This is a genomic window from Mesorhizobium jarvisii (assembly GCF_003601985.1).
GTDB lineage: Bacteria > Pseudomonadota > Alphaproteobacteria > Rhizobiales > Rhizobiaceae > Mesorhizobium > Mesorhizobium jarvisii.
On record NZ_QZXA01000003.1, the window covers coordinates 75,670 to 97,202 of the forward strand.

The 21,533-nt window shown below is 64.1% G+C and carries 26 protein-coding genes; 10 read left to right on the top strand and 16 right to left on the bottom strand.

Going from position 1 to position 21,533, the window contains the following annotated elements; translation table 11 throughout:
• Positions 1-58 precede the first annotated feature (58 nt).
• Complete coding sequence (gene leuB / locus D3242_RS07815) at positions 59-1,162, top strand: 3-isopropylmalate dehydrogenase (RefSeq protein WP_032932300.1); 1,104 nt, start codon at positions 59-61, stop codon at positions 1,160-1,162.
• A gap of 160 nt (positions 1,163-1,322) precedes the next feature.
• Here the strand turns inward: leuB and D3242_RS07820 are convergent, their stop codons facing one another.
• The 4 genes from D3242_RS07820 to D3242_RS07835 all read right to left on the bottom strand — a co-directional run bounded on the left by D3242_RS07820 (position 1,323) and on the right by D3242_RS07835 (position 3,769).
• Positions 1,323-1,700, bottom strand: a complete 378-nt coding sequence (locus D3242_RS07820; protein ID WP_223217834.1) for a MarR family winged helix-turn-helix transcriptional regulator — start codon at positions 1,698-1,700, stop codon at positions 1,323-1,325.
• Between the two features lie 70 nt (positions 1,701-1,770).
• Positions 1,771-2,199 (bottom strand): SRPBCC family protein, encoded by a 429-nt coding sequence (locus D3242_RS07825; RefSeq protein ID WP_064981529.1) that lies wholly within the window; start codon positions 2,197-2,199, stop codon positions 1,771-1,773.
• Positions 2,200-2,354: 155 nt separating this feature from the next.
• On the bottom strand, positions 2,355-2,726 hold the full coding sequence (locus D3242_RS33890; RefSeq protein WP_223217835.1) for a DUF805 domain-containing protein: 372 nt from the start codon (positions 2,724-2,726) through the stop codon (positions 2,355-2,357).
• A 338-nt stretch (positions 2,727-3,064) separates the two neighbouring features.
• Positions 3,065-3,769: a DUF805 domain-containing protein gene (locus tag D3242_RS07835; protein ID WP_064981526.1), complete on the bottom strand. Its 705-nt coding sequence runs from the start codon at positions 3,767-3,769 to the stop codon at positions 3,065-3,067.
• A 141-nt stretch (positions 3,770-3,910) separates the two neighbouring features.
• On the opposite strand from D3242_RS07835, the gene D3242_RS07840 reads away from it, so the two are divergent.
• Positions 3,911-5,335, top strand: coding sequence for a glycosyltransferase (locus D3242_RS07840; protein ID WP_064981524.1), 1,425 nt, complete (start codon positions 3,911-3,913; stop codon positions 5,333-5,335).
• A gap of 3 nt (positions 5,336-5,338) precedes the next feature.
• Here the strand turns inward: D3242_RS07840 and D3242_RS07845 are convergent, their stop codons facing one another.
• The gene (locus D3242_RS07845) at positions 5,339-7,207 is read right to left on the bottom strand and encodes a DEAD/DEAH box helicase (RefSeq protein WP_064981522.1); all 1,869 of its coding nucleotides are present in this window, start codon (positions 7,205-7,207) and stop codon (positions 5,339-5,341) included.
• Positions 7,208-7,242: 35 nt separating this feature from the next.
• Here D3242_RS07845 and D3242_RS07850 point away from each other — a divergent pair, with 35 nt between their 5' ends.
• From D3242_RS07850 to D3242_RS07860, 3 genes are all read left to right on the top strand, one after another.
• Positions 7,243-7,545: a hypothetical protein gene (locus D3242_RS07850; RefSeq protein ID WP_064981520.1), complete on the top strand. Its 303-nt coding sequence runs from the start codon at positions 7,243-7,245 to the stop codon at positions 7,543-7,545.
• A 106-nt stretch (positions 7,546-7,651) separates the two neighbouring features.
• On the top strand, positions 7,652-8,686 hold the full coding sequence (locus tag D3242_RS07855) for an aspartate-semialdehyde dehydrogenase (RefSeq protein WP_010912399.1): 1,035 nt from the start codon (positions 7,652-7,654) through the stop codon (positions 8,684-8,686).
• A gap of 198 nt (positions 8,687-8,884) precedes the next feature.
• Positions 8,885-9,343, top strand: a complete 459-nt coding sequence (locus D3242_RS07860; protein WP_064981518.1) for a GNAT family N-acetyltransferase — start codon at positions 8,885-8,887, stop codon at positions 9,341-9,343.
• A 4-nt stretch (positions 9,344-9,347) separates the two neighbouring features.
• On the opposite strand, the gene D3242_RS07865 is transcribed toward D3242_RS07860, so the two are convergent.
• Positions 9,348-9,761 (bottom strand): ACT domain-containing protein, encoded by a 414-nt coding sequence (locus tag D3242_RS07865; RefSeq protein WP_027047552.1) that lies wholly within the window; start codon positions 9,759-9,761, stop codon positions 9,348-9,350.
• Positions 9,762-9,930: 169 nt separating this feature from the next.
• On the opposite strand from D3242_RS07865, the gene D3242_RS07870 reads away from it, so the two are divergent.
• The 4 genes from D3242_RS07870 to D3242_RS07885 all read left to right on the top strand — a co-directional run bounded on the left by D3242_RS07870 (position 9,931) and on the right by D3242_RS07885 (position 12,339).
• A complete protein-coding gene (locus D3242_RS07870; protein WP_064981516.1) occupies positions 9,931-10,836 on the top strand; it encodes a bestrophin family protein in 906 nt (301 codons plus the stop codon).
• A 132-nt stretch (positions 10,837-10,968) separates the two neighbouring features.
• Positions 10,969-11,379: a DoxX family protein gene (locus D3242_RS07875; RefSeq protein ID WP_027047550.1), complete on the top strand. Its 411-nt coding sequence runs from the start codon at positions 10,969-10,971 to the stop codon at positions 11,377-11,379.
• Positions 11,380-11,408: 29 nt separating this feature from the next.
• Positions 11,409-11,936, top strand: coding sequence for an SRPBCC family protein (locus D3242_RS07880; RefSeq protein WP_038650670.1), 528 nt, complete (start codon positions 11,409-11,411; stop codon positions 11,934-11,936).
• Between the two features lie 139 nt (positions 11,937-12,075).
• Positions 12,076-12,339 (top strand): glycine zipper domain-containing protein, encoded by a 264-nt coding sequence (locus D3242_RS07885; RefSeq protein WP_019862099.1) that lies wholly within the window; start codon positions 12,076-12,078, stop codon positions 12,337-12,339.
• A gap of 66 nt (positions 12,340-12,405) precedes the next feature.
• On the opposite strand, the gene D3242_RS07890 is transcribed toward D3242_RS07885, so the two are convergent.
• The 7 genes from D3242_RS07890 to D3242_RS07920 form a co-directional block, all read right to left on the bottom strand.
• The gene (locus D3242_RS07890) at positions 12,406-13,221 is read right to left on the bottom strand and encodes an acyl-CoA thioester hydrolase/BAAT C-terminal domain-containing protein (protein ID WP_064981750.1); all 816 of its coding nucleotides are present in this window, start codon (positions 13,219-13,221) and stop codon (positions 12,406-12,408) included.
• Between the two features lie 105 nt (positions 13,222-13,326).
• Positions 13,327-13,725: a hypothetical protein gene (locus tag D3242_RS07895; protein WP_038650664.1), complete on the bottom strand. Its 399-nt coding sequence runs from the start codon at positions 13,723-13,725 to the stop codon at positions 13,327-13,329.
• Positions 13,726-13,868: 143 nt separating this feature from the next.
• Positions 13,869-14,270, bottom strand: a complete 402-nt coding sequence (gene rpsP / locus D3242_RS07900) for a 30S ribosomal protein S16 (protein WP_064981515.1) — start codon at positions 14,268-14,270, stop codon at positions 13,869-13,871.
• A gap of 57 nt (positions 14,271-14,327) precedes the next feature.
• Positions 14,328-14,654 carry a chorismate mutase gene (locus D3242_RS07905; protein WP_019862096.1) on the bottom strand — a complete coding sequence of 109 codons (327 nt, stop codon included), beginning with the start codon at positions 14,652-14,654 and terminating at the stop codon, positions 14,328-14,330.
• A gap of 8 nt (positions 14,655-14,662) precedes the next feature.
• The gene (gene ffh, locus D3242_RS07910) at positions 14,663-16,255 is read right to left on the bottom strand and encodes a signal recognition particle protein (RefSeq protein WP_064981513.1); all 1,593 of its coding nucleotides are present in this window, start codon (positions 16,253-16,255) and stop codon (positions 14,663-14,665) included.
• A 437-nt stretch (positions 16,256-16,692) separates the two neighbouring features.
• Positions 16,693-17,298, bottom strand: coding sequence for a DUF1236 domain-containing protein (locus D3242_RS07915; RefSeq protein ID WP_020629086.1), 606 nt, complete (start codon positions 17,296-17,298; stop codon positions 16,693-16,695).
• A 63-nt stretch (positions 17,299-17,361) separates the two neighbouring features.
• The gene (locus D3242_RS07920) at positions 17,362-18,459 is read right to left on the bottom strand and encodes a zinc-binding metallopeptidase family protein (protein ID WP_019862093.1); all 1,098 of its coding nucleotides are present in this window, start codon (positions 18,457-18,459) and stop codon (positions 17,362-17,364) included.
• Positions 18,460-18,838: 379 nt separating this feature from the next.
• On the opposite strand from D3242_RS07920, the gene D3242_RS07925 reads away from it, so the two are divergent.
• Positions 18,839-19,636, top strand: a complete 798-nt coding sequence (locus D3242_RS07925) for a lytic murein transglycosylase (RefSeq protein ID WP_027047549.1) — start codon at positions 18,839-18,841, stop codon at positions 19,634-19,636.
• Positions 19,637-19,872: 236 nt separating this feature from the next.
• Here D3242_RS07925 and D3242_RS33895 read toward each other — a convergent pair whose 3' ends face one another.
• The 3 genes from D3242_RS33895 to D3242_RS07940 all read right to left on the bottom strand — a co-directional run bounded on the left by D3242_RS33895 (position 19,873) and on the right by D3242_RS07940 (position 21,382).
• On the bottom strand, positions 19,873-20,121 hold the full coding sequence (locus D3242_RS33895) for a hypothetical protein (RefSeq protein WP_223217836.1): 249 nt from the start codon (positions 20,119-20,121) through the stop codon (positions 19,873-19,875).
• Positions 20,122-20,421: 300 nt separating this feature from the next.
• Complete coding sequence (locus D3242_RS07935) at positions 20,422-20,883, bottom strand: hypothetical protein (protein ID WP_064981512.1); 462 nt, start codon at positions 20,881-20,883, stop codon at positions 20,422-20,424.
• A 61-nt stretch (positions 20,884-20,944) separates the two neighbouring features.
• Positions 20,945-21,382 carry a hypothetical protein gene (locus D3242_RS07940; RefSeq protein ID WP_223217837.1) on the bottom strand — a complete coding sequence of 146 codons (438 nt, stop codon included), beginning with the start codon at positions 21,380-21,382 and terminating at the stop codon, positions 20,945-20,947.
• Positions 21,383-21,533: the final 151 nt, after the last annotated feature.

The window sequence follows — 21,533 nt, forward strand, 5'->3', positions numbered from 1 at the left end:
GCAAGCGCTTGGCGTTTAGCAAGGCCGCGGTTCAAATTCTTTCTGGGACGGTTTCTCCATGGCAACGAAGCATCTTTTCCTGCTCCCCGGCGACGGCATCGGCCCCGAGGCCATGGCCGAGGTCAAGAAGCTGATATCGGCCATGAACGAAAAGCTCGGCAGCGGCTTCGCCACCGATGAGGGCCTGGTCGGCGGCTGCGCCTACGACGCGCATGGCGCGGCGATCTCCGATGCCGACATGGCCAAGGCGATGGCGGCGGACGCGGTGCTGTTCGGCGCCGTCGGCGGACCGAAATGGGATGCCGTGCCTTACGAGGTGCGCCCCGAGGCCGGCCTGCTGCGGCTGCGCAAGGACATGGAGCTGTTCGCCAATCTGCGTCCCGCCATTTGCTATCCGGCGCTCGCGGCGTCCTCCTCGCTCAAGCAGGAGGTGGTCGAAGGCCTCGACATCCTCATCGTGCGCGAGCTGACCGGCGGCGTCTATTTCGGCGAGCCCAAGCAGATCATCGATCTCGGCAACGGCCAGAAGCGCGGCATCGACACGCAGGTCTACGACACGTTCGAGATCGAGCGCATTTCGGGCGTCGCCTTCGAACTGGCTCGGACCCGCAAGAACCACGTCACCTCGATGGAAAAGCGCAACGTCATGAAGTCGGGCGTGCTGTGGAACGAGGTCGTCACCCAGACGCACAAGGCGCGCTATTCCGACGTCAAGCTCGACCACATGCTGGCCGATGCCGGCGGCATGCAGCTGGTGCGCTGGCCGAAACAGTTCGACGTCATCGTCACCGACAATCTGTTCGGCGACATGCTGTCCGACATTGCCGCCATGCTGACCGGCTCGATCGGCATGCTGCCGTCGGCTTCGCTCGGCGCGCCCGACGTCAAGACCAAGAAGCGGAAGGCGCTCTACGAGCCCGTGCACGGCTCGGCACCCGACATCGCCGGCAAGGGCATCGCCAACCCGATCGCCATGATCGCTTCCTTCGCCATGTGCCTGCGCTATTCCTTCGGCATGGTCGATGAAGCCGACAGGCTGGAGGGCGCGATCGCCGCCGTGCTCGATCAGGGCCTGCGGACGAAGGACATTTTCTCGCCGGGCATGACCGAAGTCGGCACGGTCGAGATGGGCGATGCGATCATCGCCAAGTTCCTGGGCTAAGGCGTGCCGATATTCAGGTGAGGCCGGCCTGCGAATGACGGCTGCCTGCGCTTCCGGTGCTCGCGTACTTCAAGTACGCTCCGCTCCGGTTCTCGGCAGTCGCCATTCTCGGCTCGGCCTGACCTGAATCTCAACACACCTTGGCGCAGGACCTCCCGGTTTAGCGGATCTCGCCGGCCAGCTGCTGCAGCAGGCCGACGAACTGTGCTTCGTCCACCGGTTCGAAAAAGGCCGCGTCGGCGGTCTCCACGGCAACGATGGCGCGCTGTGCGGCGGCCGCCCCGGCCGGGGTGACGCGGATCACCTTGGCACGCGAATCCCTGGGGTCGGCTTCCCGCGCGATCAAACCCTTGGCCTCGAGCCGGGCAACGACGTCCGACGTCATCTTCACCTCGGTGCCGGCCTGGGCGGCGAGCTGCACCTGGTTGGGCGGCTCGCCATTGCGGCCGAGCCACATGGCCGAGGCCAAGAGCACGAACTGGACATGAGTCAGGTCGAGCGGCGCCAGCGCCGCCGTCATGACGCGCTGCCAGCGCATGGTGGTTCGCCACAACAACAAGCCCGGGCTCTCCGAAGGTCCGCTGAAGCGCGTTTTCAAATCCTGTCCATCAGCCACCCGTCGCAAACTCCTTTGCCTGCTCGAACAATTTAGCCATCGACACGTCGAAATCGCCGCTGATCTGCGGGCCGAGTTCGGGTCCGACCTCGGCTGCCGAGGGGCCGGAAATTTCCAGCCGGTGCGTCACCTGCGTGCCGCCTTCGACTGGCACCAGCGTATGCCGGAACAGCAGCTTGGTGTCACCGAACGACGTCTCGTCGGCATAGGTGGCATTATCGACGAGATCGACGATGGTCGATTCAAACGTGTCCTGCCCGACCGGCGTCACCGAGACACGGGTGCCCTTGGCGAACGGGCCGTGCAGCACGAAAGTGTCGGACCCTTCATAGGTCAGGCGGCCCTCGTGCAACGCCTTCAGCGCGTTCCAGATGGCTGCTGCGGGAAGGGAGGAAATGGCGGTGTATTCATTGCTCCACATTGTCTCGGCTCCATTCATCCTGGCTGATCAATCATTCGATCTGTGCACGGACTATCTGTGCACAGATTAAATAGCAAGAGGAATCTTGCTGCTCCGCCTGGATGGTGCCAACTCCTTGCTTTTATGCAGTTTCGAGCGGCATGCAGCCGAAGTCGCTAAACCCTGACCCCCGCCGGCACCGGTCCCCACTGGTTTTCGCGCCCCTGAGACGGCACAAGCCCCAAGACCAGCACGGCCACCCCGCCGATAGCCGGGATGAAGCAGATCAACACAAGCCAGCCACTCAGGCCGATGTCGTGAAGACGCCGCACGACAAGCGCGATCCACGACCAGCCGAATGCCAGTGTAAAGATACCAGCGGGTAGGAACCCTATCGAGCTTTTGCCCGCGTTGATGCCGAAACCGTTGATGGCCAGATTGACGAGTATCCCGAGGCCAACAAGTGCTAACTGCACAAGGATAAAGCATAGCCAAAAGGCCCAGAATTCCTTGCGGCGGCCGCGTCCGTGGAAATTGAAATAGTTCACGCTCACCGTGCACAGGAAGTACGCCCACAGTCCTGTGGAAGCGGCAAGCCGCTTTTCGGCAAGCTGGCTAGGTTGCGATGGCCGGCCGGTGCTTGACGACGGCGAGGTTGAGGCCACAGCGGCTATATTGTGAGCCGTACCGTCGTCTGGCTGGAATTCGACGAGCGTACCCCTGGCGAGAGCCACCTCATGGCTTAGATCACTACGGGCAAACATGTAGCGTTTGCCGTCAACCCCATTGATGTAAGTGATAGACCGTGCCACGCATACTTTGCCCCCGTCATGCCGAGCGGGGACTCTATCTAAAGTTGCAAGTAGTTGCAAGATGCACGTTTAGGTTAGATCCTGACCCCCGCCGGCACAGGCCCCCACTGGTTTTCGCGCCCTTGTGTCGGGATGAGCGCGAAGACCAGGATGATCAGGCTGCCGAAGGTCGGGATCAGGAGGAGCAGGCAGAGCCAGCCGGTCAGGCCGAGGTCGTGCAGGCGGCGCACGATCATGCCGAGGCTGGGCAGGAAGGTGGCCAGCAGGAAAAGGCCGAAAAGCCCCACCGTCATCGCCGGCACCTCGGCGTTGTCGAAATTGCCGATCTCGGCATCGGTGAAAACGCCGATGCCGACGATCACCAGCAACGCGATCGTCCAGAACAGGCAATAGCCCCAATATTCCTTGCGGCGGGCGCGGCCGGCGAAATTGAAGTAGTTCCGGGTCACGCCGCCCCAGAAATAGGACCAGAGGTCGGTGGGCTCTGAGGGCTCGGACGTCCGGCCGAAATGCTGCGCCGGCGATGCGACGGCAGTAGGTGCTGGACCGGCTTGAGCCGGTGCGGGAATGGTGCCGGCGGCCGGGCTTGCCGCCTGGGCGGCGATCGAGAAAACGTCACGCGCCTGGCCGCCGCCCGGCTGGAATTCCACCGTTGTGCCCTTGGCCATCGCGGTTTGCCGGCGAAGGTTCTCGCGGGTGAATGTGTAGCGGTTGCCGTCGGCTCCGGTGATGAAGCCGAAACCCTGGTCTTCGTCATAGTGAAGCACTTCGCCACGCATCGCCCACCCCCTTGTCGCCGCGTCCCCGCCAAGGTGTGGCACAGGGCCGATCCCATGGGCAACACCGTGCGGCATGGCTACCATATTAGCGGCAAATCAAGCATAAGGCTTCACGTGTAGCCGTCTTCGACAAAGCAGATCATGACAGTCGAGCATTCCGATGCCAGCGCCGGGACCGAGGGTAGGCAGGTCGCAAGGCCGCCGAGGTATGCCCCTGCACTGGCCATCGATGCCACCGGCCTGATGTTCTGGCCGCCGGGCAAGGGCCTGGCGGGCATTCCACGGGTGGAGAGCTTTCTCGTCAACGCTGCATTGGCGGATCCCGACCCAGACGTGGAGGTGGTGGCGTTCAGGCCAGGCGAAGGCCGGTTCCGGCCGCTCGCGCCTTTCGAACAGGACCATGTCGCGGCGGGCGAGATTTCACCGCATCGTGTCAAGCGGTGGCCGGGGAGACGCATGGCGCTGTCGCAGGCTTTCGAGGCGGTGCGGCAACAGCCCTGGGACAAGCGTGACGCGGACCGCCATCTGGCCAGGACGGTGACCAATGGCGGCATGGGGATCGCCTGGCAGGCGACGCGGCTGTTGATCCGCGCTTATCGCCTGTACCAGCGGGCGCGGATTCGCTTTGGCTTGCGAGAAGATGCCCCAGCCCGGCCGGCCGAGACGGAGCCCGGCCTTGTGCTGATCAGCCATCACATCCTGACCCAGGAAGACCGGTCCGCCGTTTCGGGCGGCGCCGGCAAGCCTGCCTTCCTGTGCCACGATATCATCCCGGCATTGCGCCCCGACCTGATCGGCTCGAGCGCCGGCGAGCGCCGTTTCGGCTCCGATCTCGAGCAGCTCGTGCGCGCCGGTGCGCCGGCATTCTGCGCCTCCGACGAGGTCGGCGCGACGCTGACCGAATATATGCGCAAGGCCGGCATCGGCGCGCCGGTGGTGTGCCGGTTTCCGATGCCCTCCATCCTGCACGAGACGGCATCGCGCATGGGCAGCACCTCGCGCATCGAGACCGGCGAGCCGTTCGTGTTCTACTGCTCGACCATCGAAGTGCGCAAAAACCACATATTGCTGGCGCGGATCTGGCAACAGGCGCGCGACGAGGGCGTCAAGCTGCCAAGGCTTGTCTGCGCCGGGCGCTGGGGCTGGATGATCGAACCGCTGCGCGCTTTTCTCAAGGCGCATCCCGAACTGCTCCAGTCGGTCACTTTCACCGGGTTGGTCAGCGACGAGCAGCTCATCGGCTATTATCGCAGCGCCACGTTCGGCGTTTTTCCCTCGCATATAGAGGGCTGGGGCTTTGGCGCCTCGGAATGCCTCGATTTCGGCGTTCCGGTCATCGTGTCGACGGCGCCGTCGCTGATCGAGGCGAGCGGCGGGCTGATGCCGGCGATCGATTCCGAAGACCAGGCCGGCTGGTACGCCGCCATCCGCAGGATGGCTGAGGATCACGCCTGGCGCTCCTCATTGGCCGAGCGCATCGCCCAAAACCATCGGCCGACGCCGGCGGCCGCAAGCTGGGCCGCCATCAAGGCCTGGCTGCAGGAGAGCGCGTCCCGGCGTTTATAGGGGTTATGAAGGCCGCTTCTTCGGCTTCTTGTGCTTCGGCGGGCCGGCATTGTCGAATTTCGGCTTGCCTGGCTTTTTCGCCCACGGCTTTGCCTCATGCGCGGCTGCCGGGCGCTGATCGACTGAAGCCGGCGCGCGTTTCTCGAATTTGCGCTTCGGCGCGTTCGGGTCGAATGGCGCCTTGCCGCGATGCGGCTTCTTGTCGGGGCTGGGTGGCTGATAGCCGGCCCGCGACAGGTCCGGCGTGCCGTCCAGCCGCTTGACCACGATGTTGCCCTGCAATTTGCGGTCGGGACCGATGGCGGCGAGAAAACGGTCGGCCCAGTCCGCGGCGATCTGCACGAAGGTTTCTTCCGGCTGCATCTTGATGGCGCCGATCTCGCGCTTGGAGATGCTGCCGGTGCGGCACAGCATCGGGATCAGCCAACGCGGCTCGGCATTCTGCCGGCGGCCGACCGACAGCGAGAACCACACGCTGGCGCCGAAATCGTCGCGGCGGCTCGGCGCCTCGTCGCGCTGCGCGAATTTTTCGCCGGCCGGTCTTTCGCGTGAAGGCGTGAAGGGTGCTACGTCCAAGAGATCCTCGGGCGCCGAGCGGCTGGCGCGGCACTGGCGCACGAAGGCGGCCGCCACCTGTTCGGCGCCATGCCGGCTGAGAAGCGCGTCGATGAAAGCGCGCTCATCGTCCTTCACCGGCTCGTCGAAGGCCGGATCGGCGAGGATGCGCTCGTCGTCGCGGCGGATCACGTCGTCGGCGGAGGGCGGACTCGCCCATGTCGCCTTGAGGCCGGCGTTCTGCAACAGGCGCTCGGTGCGCCTGCGGGCGCTGCCCGGCACGATCAGTGCGCTGACGCCCTTGCGCCCGGCGCGGCCGGTGCGGCCGCTGCGATGCAGCAGCGTCTCGGGATTGGTCGGCAGATCGGCGTGGATGACCAGTTCGAGGTTAGGCAGGTCGATGCCGCGCGCCGCGACATCGGTGGCGATGCAGACTTTCGCACGGCCGTCGCGCATCGCCTGCAGCGCATGGCTGCGCTCGTTCTGGCTGAGTTCGCCCGAAAGTGCCACGACGGAAAAATTGCGGTTGTTGAAGCGCGCGGTCAAATGATTGACGGCGGCGCGTGTGTTGCAGAACACCAGCGCGTTCTTCGCCTCATAGAAACGCAGCACGTTGATGATGGCGTTCTCGCGGTCGGCCTGGGCGACGTTGAGCGCGCGGTATTCGATGTCGAGATGCTGCTTTTCCTCGCCGGCGGCGGAGATGCGCACGGCATCGCGCTGGTAGCCTTGCGCCAGCGTGGCGATCGAGCGCGGCACGGTGGCAGAGAACATCAGCGTGCGGCGTTCGGCCGGCGCGGCGTCGAGTATGAACTCGAGATCCTCGCGAAAACCGAGATCGAGCATCTCGTCGGCCTCGTCGAGCACCACCGCTTTCAGCGCCGACATGTCGAGCGATTGCCGTGTGATGTGGTCGCGCAGCCGCCCGGGCGTGCCGACGACGATATGGGCGCCGCGCTCCAGCGCGCGCCGCTCGGTGCGCATGTCCATGCCGCCGACGCAGGACGCCACCGTGGCGCCGGTCGGCTCGTAAAGCCATTCGAGTTCACGCGTCACCTGCAGCGCCAGTTCGCGCGTCGGCGCCACCGCCAGCGCCAGCGGCGCTGTCGCATGGCCAAAGCGCTCGGCGCCGTCGAGAAGCGTCGGCGCCATGGCAAGGCCGAAGGCCACGGTCTTGCCGGAGCCGGTCTGCGCCGATACCAGAGCATCGGCGGACCCAAGTTCCAGCACCGCCTTCTGCACCGGTGTCAGTGCGGAATAGCCGCGTTTTTCCAGCGCCTGTGCCAGCGCCGGGACGATACCTTCAAAGTTGGACATCTCGCTCTTTCGGAATTCAGGGGTCTGCGCTCATCATGGAGCACGAGCCGGGGCCGGCGCCGCGCCAGCCAAACAATCTTGGCCGTTCGTACTTCCTGCCGCCGCTCTTGTACAGGGCGCGCCATGAAGGCCATGCGACGCGCCGCGCATTGACTCCTGCCGCAAACCGCGTAAAAGCCCGCTTCGAACGGGATCGTTTTTCGATGCGCGGCCTTTCGATGGCTCTTCTGGCATTCGATGCCCCCAGCCTCAATGCGAACCATTGGGCCGGGCGCCTCGGCGCGTCTCCTCGTTCCAGCAAAACCACGGCCAAAAAAACCACCACCAAAACGGTGTGATTCCCTTGGCCTAACCACCCTCTCCCGGGTTCGGCCCGGGGGACGGAACCCGCATTGGCCGGCGGGTTTTCTCCAAAAACCAAGCGGAGAGGGACAGGAGATCTTTATGAGTTTCAAGGTTGCAGTCGTCGGCGCCACGGGCAATGTGGGCCGGGAAATGCTCAACATACTGGAAGAGCGCGGCTTTCCGGTAAGCGAAGTGGTGGCGCTGGCGTCGCGGCGCAGCCAGGGCACGGAAGTGTCGTTCGGCGACCGCACGCTGAAGGTCAAGGCGCTCGACCAGTATGATTTTTCCGACACCGACATCTGCGTCATGTCGGCCGGCGGCAATGTCTCCAAGGAATGGTCGCCGAAGATCGGCAAGCAGGGTTGCGTCGTCATCGATAATTCGTCGGCCTTCCGCTACGACCAGGACGTGCCGCTGATCGTGCCGGAGGTGAACCCGGACGCGATCTCGCTGTTCACGCGCAAGAACATCATTGCCAACCCGAATTGCTCGACCGCGCAGCTGGTCGTGGCGCTGAAGCCGCTGCACGATTTCGCCACCATCAAGCGCGTCGTGGTTGCCACCTACCAGTCGGTGTCGGGCGCCGGCAAGGAAGGCATGGACGAGCTGTTCACGCAGACCCGCGCGGTGTTCGTCGCCGACCAGGTCGACGTCAAGAAGTTCACCAAGCGCATCGCCTTCAACGTCATTCCGCATATTGATGTCTTCCTCGACGACGGCTTCACCAAGGAAGAGTGGAAGATGGTCGCCGAGACCAAGAAGATGCTCGATCCCAAGATCAAGCTGACGGCGACCTGCGTGCGCGTGCCGGTGTTCATCGGCCATTCGGAAGCGGTCAACATCGAGTTCGAGAAGCCGATCACCGCCGACGAGGCGCGCGACATCCTGCGTGATGCTCCCGGCTGCCAGGTCTTGGACAAGCGCGAGGACGGCGGCTACATCACGCCGCTGGAATCGGCCGGCGAGGACGCCACCTTCATCTCGCGCATCCGCGAGGATTCGACCGTCGACAACGGCCTGTCGATGTGGGTCGTCTCCGACAATCTGCGCAAGGGCGCCGCGCTCAACGCGGTGCAGATCGCCGAGCTTCTGGTCGAGCGCGGCCTGATCCAGCCGAAGAAGAAGGCGGCGTAGTTTACCGCTCACGGGCCGTATCGCCGCTGCCGCGGCGGGCCCTCCGCGAGGGCGCCGGACGACCGGCGGCCCGCGGTCGCGGGCTCGGCCTTCGGCCGGGGCGCTTCTTCCTTCTCCCCCTGTGGGAGAAGGTGGATCGGCGCGAAGCGCCGAGACGGATGGGGGGTTCCAGCGGAGTGAGACGTTGGGGTTCCCTTCATGACTAGCGCTCAGCCCGTAGATACCATCCTGCGTCCGGCCATCGGCTCGGACGCAGCCGCCATCGCGACCATGATGCGGGCGGCGCTCAGCTCCTTCGACTGGATGCCGGTGCTGCATACGCCGGAGGAAGACCTTTTCTTCATCCGCGATATCGTGCTGCCACGGCAGCAGGTGACGGTCGCTGAGGCCGGCAAGGTGATTGCCGGTTTCATTGCCGTCAGCGGCGATTGGGTGGAGCAGCTCTACCTCGACCCGGCCTGGACGGGGCAAGGCATCGGCAGCCGGTTGCTGACGGACGCCACCGCTGCCCTGCCGGTCACCAAACTCCATTGCTTCCAGGCCAACACCGGCGCCCGGCGTTTTTACGAGCGCCACGGGTTCCGCGCCGAGTCGTTTGGCGACGGCATGACCAATGAGGAAGGCCTGCCGGATATTCTGTATGTCCGCAGGCGCTGACGCCTTACTCCACCCGTCCGTTCTCTATCGCCAGTCCACGCAGCAAGATCATCGCCTCCTCGGCCCGTTCCGCCGGCACGAACAGATGGTCGTGATAGAAAGCCGAGACCGGATTGACGCCCATGCCGGCGCTAGCCAGCCGCGTGGTGATGGCGGCGAGGAAGCCGACGGCTTCCAGCGATGAGTGGATGTTCAGCGTGATCATCCGGCAGCGGAACGAGGCGCTCAGTCCGGCGGCCTTCGCCGCGTCCTCGGTCACGATCAGCGTCGTGCCCTCGCGCTCGCGAAACACCATCACCGGGTCGAGGTCCTCCGGCTGGGGAACCCCAGGCGCCAGCATGGCGAAGACATGGATGCCGTCGAGCAGTTCCGGTGTCATCGATGCCAACAATGTCTTCAGGTCGGTCTCGCCGGTCATTTCTCTCGCCTGAAAAGGAACGGGCACAGGCTTCTCAATATCGGCATCCCGCACACGCCGATAGTCCGCGCGCACGACATGGCGATGTCGCTGGCGGCCGGGCTTGCGGATCTGTCGCATCGCACAATAGAGCAGCTGAGGGCCGATGCCGGTCCGTGAAAGGCCGTCCATGATCGTTCGCCCGCGCCCCAACTTCCTGCAGCTGTTCTTCATCATGCGCGGCTCCGTGGTGCCGCGCATCCTGCCGCAGATCTTTGGGTTCGCCGTCTATTCGGCGGTCATCCTGGCCCTGGCGCGATGGTTCGAGCTCGATCTCGGCGTCTTCAACATCACGCCGTTCGGGCTGGTGGGCGTGACGCTGTCCATCTATCTGTCGTTCCGCAACAACGCCGCCTATGACCGCTGGTGGGAAGCGCGCAAGCTGTGGGGCACGCTGGTCTTCGAGATCCGCAATCTGGCGCGCGCCACGACCAGCCTCATTCCCGATCCGGCCGAACAGCGCGCCTTGCTGATGGAGGCGCTGGCCTTCTGCCATTTCCTGCGCGGCCAGTTGCGCAAGATCGACAGCATCAAGGACGCCCGCGCCTTCATCGACGCCGAGGCGGAGAGGGTCGCAGCCTTTGCCAATCCGGCCGACGAGATGGTCCGGCGCATGGGGCGGCGCGCCAATGCGCAGCGCCGGTCGGGCGACGTCGATCCGATCGGCTTCCGCATCCTTGACGAAAGGCTGGCGTCGATATCAGCCATCCAGGCCGGCTGCGAGCGGATCGCTGGCACGCCCTTGCCTTTCGCCTATACGCTGCTTGTGCACCGCACGGCCTATATTGTCTGCCTGCTTCTGCCCATCGGGCTGATCTCGACCACCGGCTGGGCGACGCCGCTGTTTACGGCGCTGATCGCCTACACCTTCTTCGGCCTCGATGCGCTTTCGGAGGAGCTCGAAGACCCGTTCGGCACCGAAGCCAACGACCTCGCGCTCGACGGCCTGTGCCGCGTTTGCGAGATCTCGGTCTTCGAGGCGCTGGGGGAGGCACCGCCGAAGATGCTGCCAGCCGAGAAGTTTTATTTTTCGTAGAATCTGGACCGGCCTGCCTGACGGCCAAAGGACGGATCGAAAAAACCCAGCCCCCTGTAGGATTGCCGCCTCGTGCCGCGTCCTTGGTTCGACCCCGGCGAAAGGGGTTCGAACCATCAGGAGGGAACACCGATGAGCATTTCCGAAACCGCGCCTGTCTCGTCCGGCGCCTTGTGGACCGGCCGTGTGCTCAGCGGCATCATCATCCTGTTCATGATCTTCGACGGCGCCATCAAGCTGCCGCCGCTCGATGTCGTCACCCAGACGATGGTGCCGCTCGGCTGGCCGGCCGACGCCAATGTCGCGCGCCTGCTCGGCGTCATCGGCCTCATCGCGACCGCGCTCTACGCGCTGCCGCGCACATCGGTGCTCGGCGCCATCCTGCTCACCGCCTATATGGGCGGCGCTATCGCCACCAATGCCCGGATCGGCAATCCGCTGTTCTCGCACACGCTGTTCGGCGTCTACCTCGGTGTCATCCTGTGGGGCGGCCTCTATCTGCGCGACCCCAAGGTGCGCGCACTGATCCCGTTCAGCCGATAGTTTTTCCGGTATTTTTCAGGGAGAGAAAAATGTTCAGCACCATCCTCATCATCCTGGTCGTCATCATCGCCGCGGTCCTCATCTATGCCGCGACACGGCCGAACGATTTCGTCGTCACCCGCACGGCCAGCATCAAGGCGCCGCCAGAGGCGATCTTCCCTCTGATCAACGATTTCGGCCGCTGGCCGACATGGTCGCCCTACGAGAAGCTCGACCCGAACATGAAGCGCACGCTCTCCGGCGCGCCAAGCGGCAAGGGCGCCGTCTATGCCTGGGAAGGCAATGGCAAGGCCGGCAAGGGACGCATGGAGATCGTCAATTCGGTGCCGTCGTCGCAGGTCGCGCTCAAGCTCGATTTCGAGAAGCCGTTCCGCGCCAACAACAGCGTCGACTTCACCTTGACGCCATCGGGCGAAACCACCGCCGTCTCCTGGGCGATGCGGGGCAGCCGGCCCTTCATCGCCAAGTTGATGGGCCTGTTCATGAATTTCGACACGCTGATCGGCCGGGATTTCGAGGTCGGCCTCGCCAATCTGAAGCGCAACGCCGAGGCATGATGCGAACGGGCACGGCCGTTCGCGGGAAGTCGCCCGGGCGAGCGGCACCACGATCTTCATTCTCTCTTGGATCAAATTAGCCGTCTGCGAGTTAAGCACTTGGCGGAGCGATGGCGATCCCCCTGTGAGAGGAACTAAAATGAAGAAAATCATGACCATTCTGGTACTGACGATGGCGTTGGGCGCGTGCTCGCAGACGGAAAAAGGCGCTGCAATAGGCGGCCTTGGTGGTGCCGCGGTCGGCGCGGCCGTGGCCGGTGATCCGGTCCAGGGCGCCGTCGTCGGAGGCGCGGTTGGCGCCGTGGCGGGTGCCTTGATTGGCCACGCCAGCGAAAGTGGCCAGTGCCGCTACCGCGACCGTCATGGTCGTGTCTATGTCGACCGCTGCCCCAGCGGCTATTGAGCAGAGACCAGCACTGAAGACAGCAAAACGGCGGGCACTGGCTCGCCGTTTTCGTCTGAAAACGCCCTACAGTAGGTCCCGGATGAATTCCCAGGCGTCGCGGCCGAGACGCGCATCGGCTTGGTCATTGCCGCCATGGGCTTGCAATGCGGACCGTGGGGTGGTTTCACCCGGCAAGAGAATGCGGTGACCGGCTCCAAGGCTCGAAACGAGGCGGGTGGCCTTTCCGGCATCTTCCCGACGCCGAACGATCGACCGGGCGAAATCGAGGGATGGCCACAGCGCGTCGTCGCCGCCCGCGACCAGCACAAGCTTCGCCGAGATAGTCTCGACGCGAATGGCGGCCTTGTCGGCCTCCTGCTCGAAGCTTGCCAGGCAATGCTCGAACAGCCCCCTGTAGGACACAAGGCCATCGACGTGGCTCGTGCGCCAGTTCGGCTCGGTCGGAACGAACGGGAGCGGGATCCCCTTCAGCGTCCATGACGATCGCTCGGGCCAACTGATGCCGTCGTCGCCGGGCCCGATATTGCCCCAGACCACCGATGTCGGGCTGATCGCGGCCACGGCATCGATGCGTGGGTCGTGAACCGCCGCGAGCAAGGCCGCCTCGGCGCCCTTGGACGTGCCGACATAGACGATGCGCCGGCAGCCCTGTCCGACAAGATGGTCGGTCGCGGCGAAAAAAGTCTCGAGCGGGATTTCGCAGATGCCGGGAATCTGGCCTTCGCCGCCGAACCACCGGAGCGCCAGGGCGGACGCGCCCTCGCCGGCAAACAGCCGTGCGCGGGCGACGTCGACACGGCCGCTGGATCCGCCCAGCACCACGACACCCGTCGTGGCGTCAGCGCATCGCAGCAGCGTTCCGGCAACGCCGCCGGACATGATTTCTTCCGTGACTGGCCGTTCGTCCATCCGATCCGTCGGCGCCTCAGCGAGGCGTGGTCGGCCGGGACCTATTCGCACAGAACCGTGCTACGGCCAGCCAAATCATCGAATGCTGAAGGGCGCCGAGTCCGCAACCGTACCGTCGATAGACAGATCAACGCGATAGGTGCCAACTGGCCACCCCGCCGTCGGCTTGCTGAGTTGCGAATCCGCCTCGGTGTTCTCTCCGACATTGAGGTCAACCTTGTCGATCGTGTAGTTGGCCGGCGCAACGCCATGAGAATCGATCGAAATCCAGGAGAATGTGATCGTCGACGTGGCCGGGATGTCCACCAGGTCAGCCGATAAATAGACGACCGGTGTGTCCGCGGGGAACTCGCTCTGGGCCTCGCCTCCCTTCGTCGCTGAAACGACGATGTTGTCGAAACCGGCCGCTTGGGCTGGCATGTCAAGGGTTAGCGCCGCCAGGGCCGCGATGGCCAGAACCAGAACTGATTTCAAGACTCACACCTCTCTGAAGCCGGAAGAAAATCAACGTCGCGGTGCTTCGTCAAGTGGGACGCAGCGGTGCCGGGGCGAGATAGGACCAAACAGCAAAACGGCGGGCACAGGCCCGCCGTTTTCTCGATGCGATGAAGCGATATTTATTCGGCGGTGGCGGCTTCCGCCTCGGCCGGTGCCGCGGACGCGGCCGCGACAGCAGCGGCAGCGTCTTCCTGCGCCTTCTTCAAAAGGGAAGCGCGTTCCTGCGCCTTCTTGCCCGGCTCGGCCTTCTTCGGGTTGGAGCGGGCGTCGCGCTTGGCAAGGCCGGCCTCGTCGAGGAAGCGCAGCACGCGGTCGGTCGGCTGGGCGCCGTGCGACAGCCAGTGCTTGACGCGGTCGGCGTCGACCTTGACGCGCTCGCCGTCCTTCGGCAGCAGCGGGTTCCACGAGCCGAGCGACTCGATGAACCGGCCGTCGCGCGGCGAACGGGCGTCGGCGACGACGACGTGGTAGTAAGGACGCTTCTTCGAGCCCGCACGGGCCAGTCTGATCTTCAGTGCCATTTCTTATCTCCTAAAAGCTCTGATTTCGTTGATATGGTTTCGGCTAAATCTTTGGTTTCAGCCGGTTTTCGTCACGCCGTTGGCAGCGGCGATCTGTTCGTGGTGGCGGATCACTTCGCGGACGACGAAGTTGAGGAATTTCTCCGCGAAATCGGGGTCGAGATGCGCGTCCTTGGCCAGCTGGCGCAGACGGGCGATCTGCTGCTGCTCGCGCGCCGGGTCGGCCGGCGGCAGGCCATGCTCGGCCTTCAGCACGCCGACCGCCTTGGTGCAGCGGAAGCGCTCGGCCAGCATGTGGATGAGGGCGGCGTCGATGTTGTCGATCGAAGCGCGGTAGCCTGCCAGGATGGTGCGGGCGTCGGCCATGTCCTTTTCTTCGTTCATCCGTATTCTCACTTCTTCTTGCCAAGGCCCGGCAGTCCGCCTCCGCCGAGGCCGGGAAGCCCCGGAAGTTTCATGCCGCCGGGCAGGCCAGGCAGCCCGCCGCCGGGGGCGGGCAGGCCCTTCATGCCGCCGAGACCGGCGGCCTGCGCCTGCTTCTGCAAGGCTTCGAGCTGCTTTGGGTCCATCTTCGACAAATCGGGCATGCCGCCCATGCCGCCCATGCCGCCGGGCATCATGCCGCCGAGACCCATCTTGGAGGCAAGGCCGCCCATCATGCCGCGCATCAGGCCGCCGCCTTTGCCCTTGCCGCCCATCGCCTTCATCATGTCGGCCATGCCGCGATGCATCTTCAACAGCTTGTTGATCTCGGCGGCATCGGTGCCGGAACCGGCGGCGATGCGCTTCTTGCGCGAGTGTTTCAGAATATCGGGATTGGCGCGCTCTGCCTTGGTCATCGAGGAGATGATGGCGAGCTGGCGGCCGAACATCTTGTCGTCGAGGCCGGCGGCGGCCATCTGGTCCTTCATCTTGCCCATGCCGGGCATCATGCCCATGATGCCGCCCATGCCGCCCATTTTCGACATCTGCTGAAGCTGCTGGGCGAGATCGTTCAGGTCGAACTTGCCCGACTGCATCTTCTTGGCCATCGCCGCCGCCTGCTCGGCGTCGATGTTCTCGGCGGCCTTCTCGACCAGCGAGACGATATCGCCCATGCCGAGGATGCGGTCGGCGATGCGCTTGGGGTGGAATTCCTCCAGACCATCCATCTTTTCGCCGGTGCCGATCAGCTTGATCGGCTTGCCGGTGACGGCGCGCATGGAAAGGGCGGCACCGCCGCGGCCGTCGCCGTCCATGCGGGTCAGCACAAGGCCAGTGATGCCGACGCGCTCGTCGAAGCTTTTGGCCAGGTTGACGGCGTCCTGGCCGGTCAGCGAATCCGCGACCAGCAGGATCTCGTGCGGGCTCGACACCTTCTTGATGTCGGCCATCTCGACCATCAGCGGCTCGTCGATATGGGTGCGGCCGGCGGTGTCGAGGATGACGACGTCATGGCCGCCGAGCTTGGCCGCCTGCACGGCGCGCTTGGCGATGTCGACCGGGTTCTGGCCAGCAATGATCGGCAGCGTCGCGACCTTGGTCTGCTCGCCGAGCTGGCGCAACTGCTCCTGCGCGGCGGGCCGCCGCGTGTCGAGCGAGGCCATCAGAACCTTCTTGTTCTGGCGCTCGGTCAGCCGCTTGGCGATCTTGGCCGACGTGGTCGTCTTGCCGGAGCCCTGCAGGCCGACCATCATGATAACGACCGGGGCCGGCGCATTGAGGTCGATGGCGACGCCCTCGGCGCCCAGCATATCGACCAGCTCGTCATGGACGATCTTGACGACCATCTGTCCGGGCTTGATCGACTTCAGCACCGCGGCGCCGACGGCCTTCTCGCGCACCTTGTCGGTGAAGGACCGCACCACTTCGAGCGCCACGTCGGCCTCGAGCAGCGCACGGCGCACCTCGCGCAGCGCCGCCGAGACATCAGCCTCGGAAAGCGCGCCGCGGCCGGTGAGGCCGTTCAGGATGGAGCCAAGACGCTCCTGCAGCGATTCAAACATCTTGCGTCCTTCGATCTCGGTTCATTCGACCCGAGAGGTAATGCGTTCGCGCCAACTGTCCAAGCAAAAGCAAAGCCCAAAACCAAAAAGCACCCGGGGGCGCATTGCGCTGCCGGGTGTTGGCCTCCAGGATCTATTTACAGCACGGCCTCATAGAGGCTTCGGCGTCCTGGTCGGCTTGCTCGGAGGGATACTCGTCGCGGAATTCGAGGCGTGTAGACAGGAAATCGGCCGAAGAGTCAAGACAAGGGCCGGGCGGCGACAGTCTCCAAGTCCTGACCGGGCCATGATCGTGGCATCAGGAAGCTCGACACCGCCCCTCATCTGCCTGCCGGCATCTTCTCCCCGTATAGTGACGGGGAGAAGGACGCCTTCGCAAAGGGTGGCGCTTCCCAATACAGGCAACCTGTTGCCGCCTTGGCGACCGCCGATTTCTGTCAACGCACCACGTACATGATGCGCCGTGTCTGCGGGTCGATCAGCGCTGGCTGACCGTTCACATAGACATAGCGGTAGTTGTAGTCGGGAATTTCGCGCAGCTCGACCGTGTCGGGCAGGGTCGCGCCGGTCACAACCTCACCGTCGAGATAGACGGGGTCGAGACGATGCGTATCGACATAGGTGCGGACCTCGGCCGGAGGCGGCGGAAAGGCGTCCTCGGCCGGCTGGCCGGCGACGATGGCACCGGTATAGTCGGTCGAATAATTGCCGATGTCTTCCGGCGGCGAGACGATTGCCACACTGGAGCCGTGCGGACGCTGCGTCAGGATCACCCGGCTGCCGCTGAAATCGGCCGTCACATAGTCGGAATAGACCCAGCCCTGGCCGCCGGCTTCGGCGATGGTGCACCATTTGCTGTTTTCGATGCAGCCATTGAGCGTCGCCGACTGGCCGGACGCGAGAACGCCGATGACCGGATATTGCGGACCGGGGCCGGCGCGCACGTTGAGATCGGTGACGGCCGAGACGGCGGTGTCGGCAAAGGCGGCGCCCGACATCACGGTCATCATCCCGGCGATTGCGGGCAACAAGACGGATTTCATGGTCTCACTCCGTTTTCATGGTCCCTCGGCGGTGAAAACGGGGCAGCGGCGCATGCGTTCCGGCTAAAACGCCCGCGCCAACTCACGATTTGTTCCCGCGTCTTTCGGCAGGCCGGTCAAAAGCTCGTGAACAAAGGCCAGTTTTCGCGCCGTCACGTCCGAAATGACGAAGGGATAGAGGTCGGGCAGACCCATGCAGCGGTTGATCGAATTGGAGGCTTCCGACAGCACCAGCCAGCGGGCAAGGATCTTTTTGAAGGGCTCGGGCGCGTTGGCAGGTTCCGAAGGGGCCGCCTGCAGTTCGCCGCCGGTGTCGCCGCGAGGCAGATCATTGGCCTCCACCGTCTCCAGCCGGCCGAGCGGGAAGTTCAGCGCGTGGACCATCTCCAGCGTGTCGGTGATGTGCAGATGGTGGGCCCAGGTCTCGGCCCAGTCCTCCCAGGGATGCGAGGTGGCGTAAGCCGAGATGTGGTTTTGCTGCCAGTCGGGCGCGGCACCATTGGCGTAGTAGGCTTTCAGCGCCTGTTCGTAATCGGCGCGATCGTCGCCGAACAAAGCGCGGAAAGCGTCCAGCCTTTGCGCATCGTCGCGGATCAGGCGGTCCCAGTAATAATGGCCGAGTTCATGGCGGAAATGGCCGAGCAGCGTCCGGTAATTCTCGCCCATCTCGACGCGGCGCTTCTCGCGCTCGGCTGAATCGGCCTCGGCGACGTTGAGCGTGATCAGGCCATTGTCATGGCCGGTCAGGATGCGTTCGCCGCCGGGTCCGCCGCCGATCGGATCGGCGAGAAAGTCGAAGGCGAGGCCCACCTCGTCGGCGGGCGCCTGTTTTGGCGCCACCGGCAGGCCGAAAGCGAGCAGCGAATAGATGGCGCGCTTCTTCGCCGCCTCGACCCGGATCCAGCGGCGGCGGTTGCCGTCGACGGAGAGATCGGGGATCAGCTGGTTCAGCGCGCAGGCGCGGCAAAACCCCTGTCCCGGTTCGGCCATCCAGTTGCAGGCGCATTCATCGGCATTGGTGCACTGGAAGATGCCGTCGGCGCCCGACAAGGCGAAGCGGGCGTGCTCGGGATCGTAGAGCACGAGGCTCGAACAGTTCAGGCACTGCGCGTTCTCGAAGTAGAGACGATGGCCGCAATGCGGGCAGTCGAACAGTTTCATGTCGGCCTCAAAACCTCAGAGCCCAGCGGGCGGCAGGTGCCCAACGCCGAGCGCCGGCCGCCGTTCCGCATGTGTCGACGCTATTTCGCCGCATGCGGCCCATCGCCTGCAGGGTGCCAGCCGCGGCAAGCCCCGCCGCGCCGCCGATGATCACGCCGCCTATGTCGAAAGGCACACCGACATGCCGGGCGCTGGTCCAGGCGCGGCCGCCGACGTGATATCAACGTCTTCCATGGCTATTTCGACCCCGCCACAATAATCACTTGATCGTAAGCAAATTCCCCGGCATTCGCCAGCATCGTGCGGCGGACGGTGACAAATGCTCGTTTCGCTGGCAAATTCGCAGATGGGACGTGAATCAGGCAACCAGGAGAACAATATGGCATTTCTTGCCAAGGGTAGGATTTTAGCGGCCGCGGTGGTGGCCGTACTTGGGCTGGCGACGGGCGCACAGGCGGCGGCCAGCTGTGGCAGCAACGGTGCGGGTTTCGATGCCTGGAAGCCGGGGTTCGCCGCAGAGGCCAAGTCCGAAGGGGTCGGCGCCAAGGGTCTGGCCGCGTTGGCCGGCGCCACTTACGCGACAAAGACAATTTCTGTCGACCGGGGCATTCACAAGGCGTTCAGCGGCTCGGTGGATGCCTTCATGAAGCGCCGTGGCGGCGCGGCGATTATTTCCAAGGGCCGTTCGCTGAAAAAGGCGAACGCGGCGCTGTTCAGCCAGATCGAAAGCAATTACGGCGTGTCGCCCGGCGTGCTGCTGGCCATCTGGGGCATGGAGACCGGCTTCGGTTCATCCATGGGCAACCAGAACACGGTCTCGGCCATTTTGACGCTTGCCTATGATTGCCGCCGTCCGGAATTCTTTCACCCGCATGCCATTGCGGCGCTCAAGCTGGTCGATCGCGGCGCCCTGAGCGCCTCGTCGGTCGGCGCCGCGCACGGCGAGATCGGCCATACGCAGTTCCTGCCCGGGAATGTCCTGAAATATGGCGTGGGCAGCGGCAATTTGCGCGACAAGGCCACCGCACTGGCTTCCACCGCCAACTTCCTGAAAGCCCATGGCTGGCGGCGGGGCGCGAGCGCGGCGGACAATATCGGCGCCATTGCCGGCTGGAATGACGCCAACGTCTACCAGCAGGCCATCGTGCGCATCGCCACGGCGATCGACGGCGACTGATTGAAGTCCCTATCCGACAAGAGCCCGGCCATGCGCCGGGCTTTTTTTGTTGCGTGGACGATCACGGAGATCCGGGAATGGCCGAAGCATCCAACTTCGTCATCCTCGGGTCTGCGCTGCGTCGCTGCGCTCCTTGCTCCGCCCGTGGATAACGAAGCGATGGCGTTCCCGGCAGCGGGGTCGTCGCCGATGCGCGGTCAAATCCCTGAGCCGGGGGCGTATTTCACCCGGATTTTCTATTCCACATCAAGCACGTAGGAGCAGCCGGCCAGTGTCTTGCCGGGATGGGAAGTGACGGTCGAGACGTTGAGCGTGATGCGCGTGGAAAGGCTGACGCCGCCGGTGTTGTCTGTGCTTTCGGCAACGACCTTCTCGCCAAGGAACTTGTCCGGCGACGAGACCATTGCCGGGACGTCGAGCTGCCGAGCGAGATCCGCTGCTGCAATGCCGTCAAGCACAGCCATCGGCCCTGATGCGGTAAACACGATTGTCGCCGTCTCGCGCCCGAAGACACGGGTCGGGCGGGCAGTCGATACTGCCGCAGGAAGGCATTGCCTGACGGCACCTCTTTCCAGCCGAGCGTGCTCGCCGCGCCGGGGTCACCGGCCAGCCAAAGGGCGTAGCCAGTATAAGCGGACACGTCGGCGCGGCATTCGATCAGCGCGGCGAGGTCGAGAGAGGCGGGGTCATAGTCGTCGGCTTTGGCAACAGCCAAACTCGCCAGGACAGCCAAGGCCAGCAGGAAACCGGTTCCAGGCGTGGCAAGGCGCGTGATCACATCACTCTCAATGGTTCGCGTAACCGCTCAGCGGGCATTTCTGGGAGATGGGGACCTGGAAAGTGCCGTCAATACCGTTGCAGTTGCGGAAGTAGCGGTTCTGCCGGGCCGGGGTAGCCGCCTTTCGCTTGCCCTCGATGACCGTCGGGACGCCGGAACCCTGCGCGTAACCGCTCAGCGGGCATGGCTGCGAAACGGGAATCTGGAAGGGGCCGTCGAAACTTCTGCAGGTACGGAAATTGGGGTTTCGCCGCGCCGGAGCCGCCGCCTTTGGCTTGCCCTCGATGACCGTCGGGACTCCGGAACCCTGCGCATAACCGCTCAGTGGGCATTGCTGGGAGGCGGGAATCTGAAACGGACCATCAAAACTTTTGCAGGTACGGAACTTGGATGTCTGCGCCGCCTGCGTTGATTGGCATCCGGCAAAGACGGCGACCACTGCAAGCAGAAGAAAAATTCCGTTTTTCACTGTAAAACCTCCCCTAGCCCCGTAAGAAAAAGTAAGATCCCAGCGCCTGAGCGCATCACTTTCAATAATGCGCCCAGCCGCTCAGCGGGCATTTCTGGGAAATGGGAACCTGAAAGGCGCCGTCGACACCGCTGCAGTTGCGGAAGTTGGATGACCGCGGCGCTTGGGATCGCGTGGGCGCAGCCGGCTTTGGCTTGCCCTTGAGGACCATCCAGATTTCGGTCGGCTGGTCGAGCTGCAGGCGGTTTATGTCTGAATAGCTGATCCGGCCGCTGTGGATACCATCGTAAAGACGCTGGCAGAACAAAGCCGGCAAGCGCTCGAGCGACACACCCATGAACGAAGCCATATCGTGTTTGGCGGTGGTGTTCCATGAATGGACGACATCGATGCACCCGGCCGCACCCGCCTTCGGGTCGCGCTTGGCGCTGACCTGCGAGGGCTGGCATACTGCCAAGATGACGACCGCGCCAAGCAGAAGAGGAATGCTTTTTTTCACGGTCAAAACCCCCAAAACCCGTAAATGAACTTAGATGAAGCTGTCAAAAGGTCAAACAAGAACCGACTGCAGGTGGCTTCATTTTCGTTATATTAGCGGTACAAAATAAAAACCCGGCGTCTCCGCCGGGTTTCTTGGACATGATTGATAG

Coding starts and splice junctions, on each gene's coding strand:
- leuB (WP_032932300.1), top strand. CDS start 59: ATGGCAACGAAGCATCTTTTCCTGCTCCCCGGCGACGGCATCGGCCCC.
- D3242_RS07820 (WP_223217834.1), bottom strand. CDS start 1,700: ATGCGCTGGCAGCGCGTCATGACGGCGGCGCTGGCGCCGCTCGACCTG.
- D3242_RS07825 (WP_064981529.1), bottom strand. CDS start 2,199: ATGTGGAGCAATGAATACACCGCCATTTCCTCCCTTCCCGCAGCAGCC.
- D3242_RS07835 (WP_064981526.1), bottom strand. CDS start 3,769: ATGCGTGGCGAAGTGCTTCACTATGACGAAGACCAGGGTTTCGGCTTC.
- D3242_RS07840 (WP_064981524.1), top strand. CDS start 3,911: ATGACAGTCGAGCATTCCGATGCCAGCGCCGGGACCGAGGGTAGGCAG.
- D3242_RS07845 (WP_064981522.1), bottom strand. CDS start 7,207: ATGTCCAACTTTGAAGGTATCGTCCCGGCGCTGGCACAGGCGCTGGAA.
- D3242_RS07850 (WP_064981520.1), top strand. CDS start 7,243: ATGGAGCACGAGCCGGGGCCGGCGCCGCGCCAGCCAAACAATCTTGGC.
- D3242_RS07855 (WP_010912399.1), top strand. CDS start 7,652: ATGAGTTTCAAGGTTGCAGTCGTCGGCGCCACGGGCAATGTGGGCCGG.
- D3242_RS07860 (WP_064981518.1), top strand. CDS start 8,885: ATGACTAGCGCTCAGCCCGTAGATACCATCCTGCGTCCGGCCATCGGC.
- D3242_RS07865 (WP_027047552.1), bottom strand. CDS start 9,761: ATGACCGGCGAGACCGACCTGAAGACATTGTTGGCATCGATGACACCG.
- D3242_RS07870 (WP_064981516.1), top strand. CDS start 9,931: ATGATCGTTCGCCCGCGCCCCAACTTCCTGCAGCTGTTCTTCATCATG.
- D3242_RS07875 (WP_027047550.1), top strand. CDS start 10,969: ATGAGCATTTCCGAAACCGCGCCTGTCTCGTCCGGCGCCTTGTGGACC.
- D3242_RS07880 (WP_038650670.1), top strand. CDS start 11,409: ATGTTCAGCACCATCCTCATCATCCTGGTCGTCATCATCGCCGCGGTC.
- D3242_RS07885 (WP_019862099.1), top strand. CDS start 12,076: ATGAAGAAAATCATGACCATTCTGGTACTGACGATGGCGTTGGGCGCG.
- D3242_RS07890 (WP_064981750.1), bottom strand. CDS start 13,221: ATGTCCGGCGGCGTTGCCGGAACGCTGCTGCGATGCGCTGACGCCACG.
- rpsP (WP_064981515.1), bottom strand. CDS start 14,270: ATGGCACTGAAGATCAGACTGGCCCGTGCGGGCTCGAAGAAGCGTCCT.
- D3242_RS07905 (WP_019862096.1), bottom strand. CDS start 14,654: ATGAACGAAGAAAAGGACATGGCCGACGCCCGCACCATCCTGGCAGGC.
- ffh (WP_064981513.1), bottom strand. CDS start 16,255: ATGTTTGAATCGCTGCAGGAGCGTCTTGGCTCCATCCTGAACGGCCTC.
- D3242_RS07915 (WP_020629086.1), bottom strand. CDS start 17,298: ATGAAATCCGTCTTGTTGCCCGCAATCGCCGGGATGATGACCGTGATG.
- D3242_RS07920 (WP_019862093.1), bottom strand. CDS start 18,459: ATGAAACTGTTCGACTGCCCGCATTGCGGCCATCGTCTCTACTTCGAG.
- D3242_RS07925 (WP_027047549.1), top strand. CDS start 18,839: ATGGCATTTCTTGCCAAGGGTAGGATTTTAGCGGCCGCGGTGGTGGCC.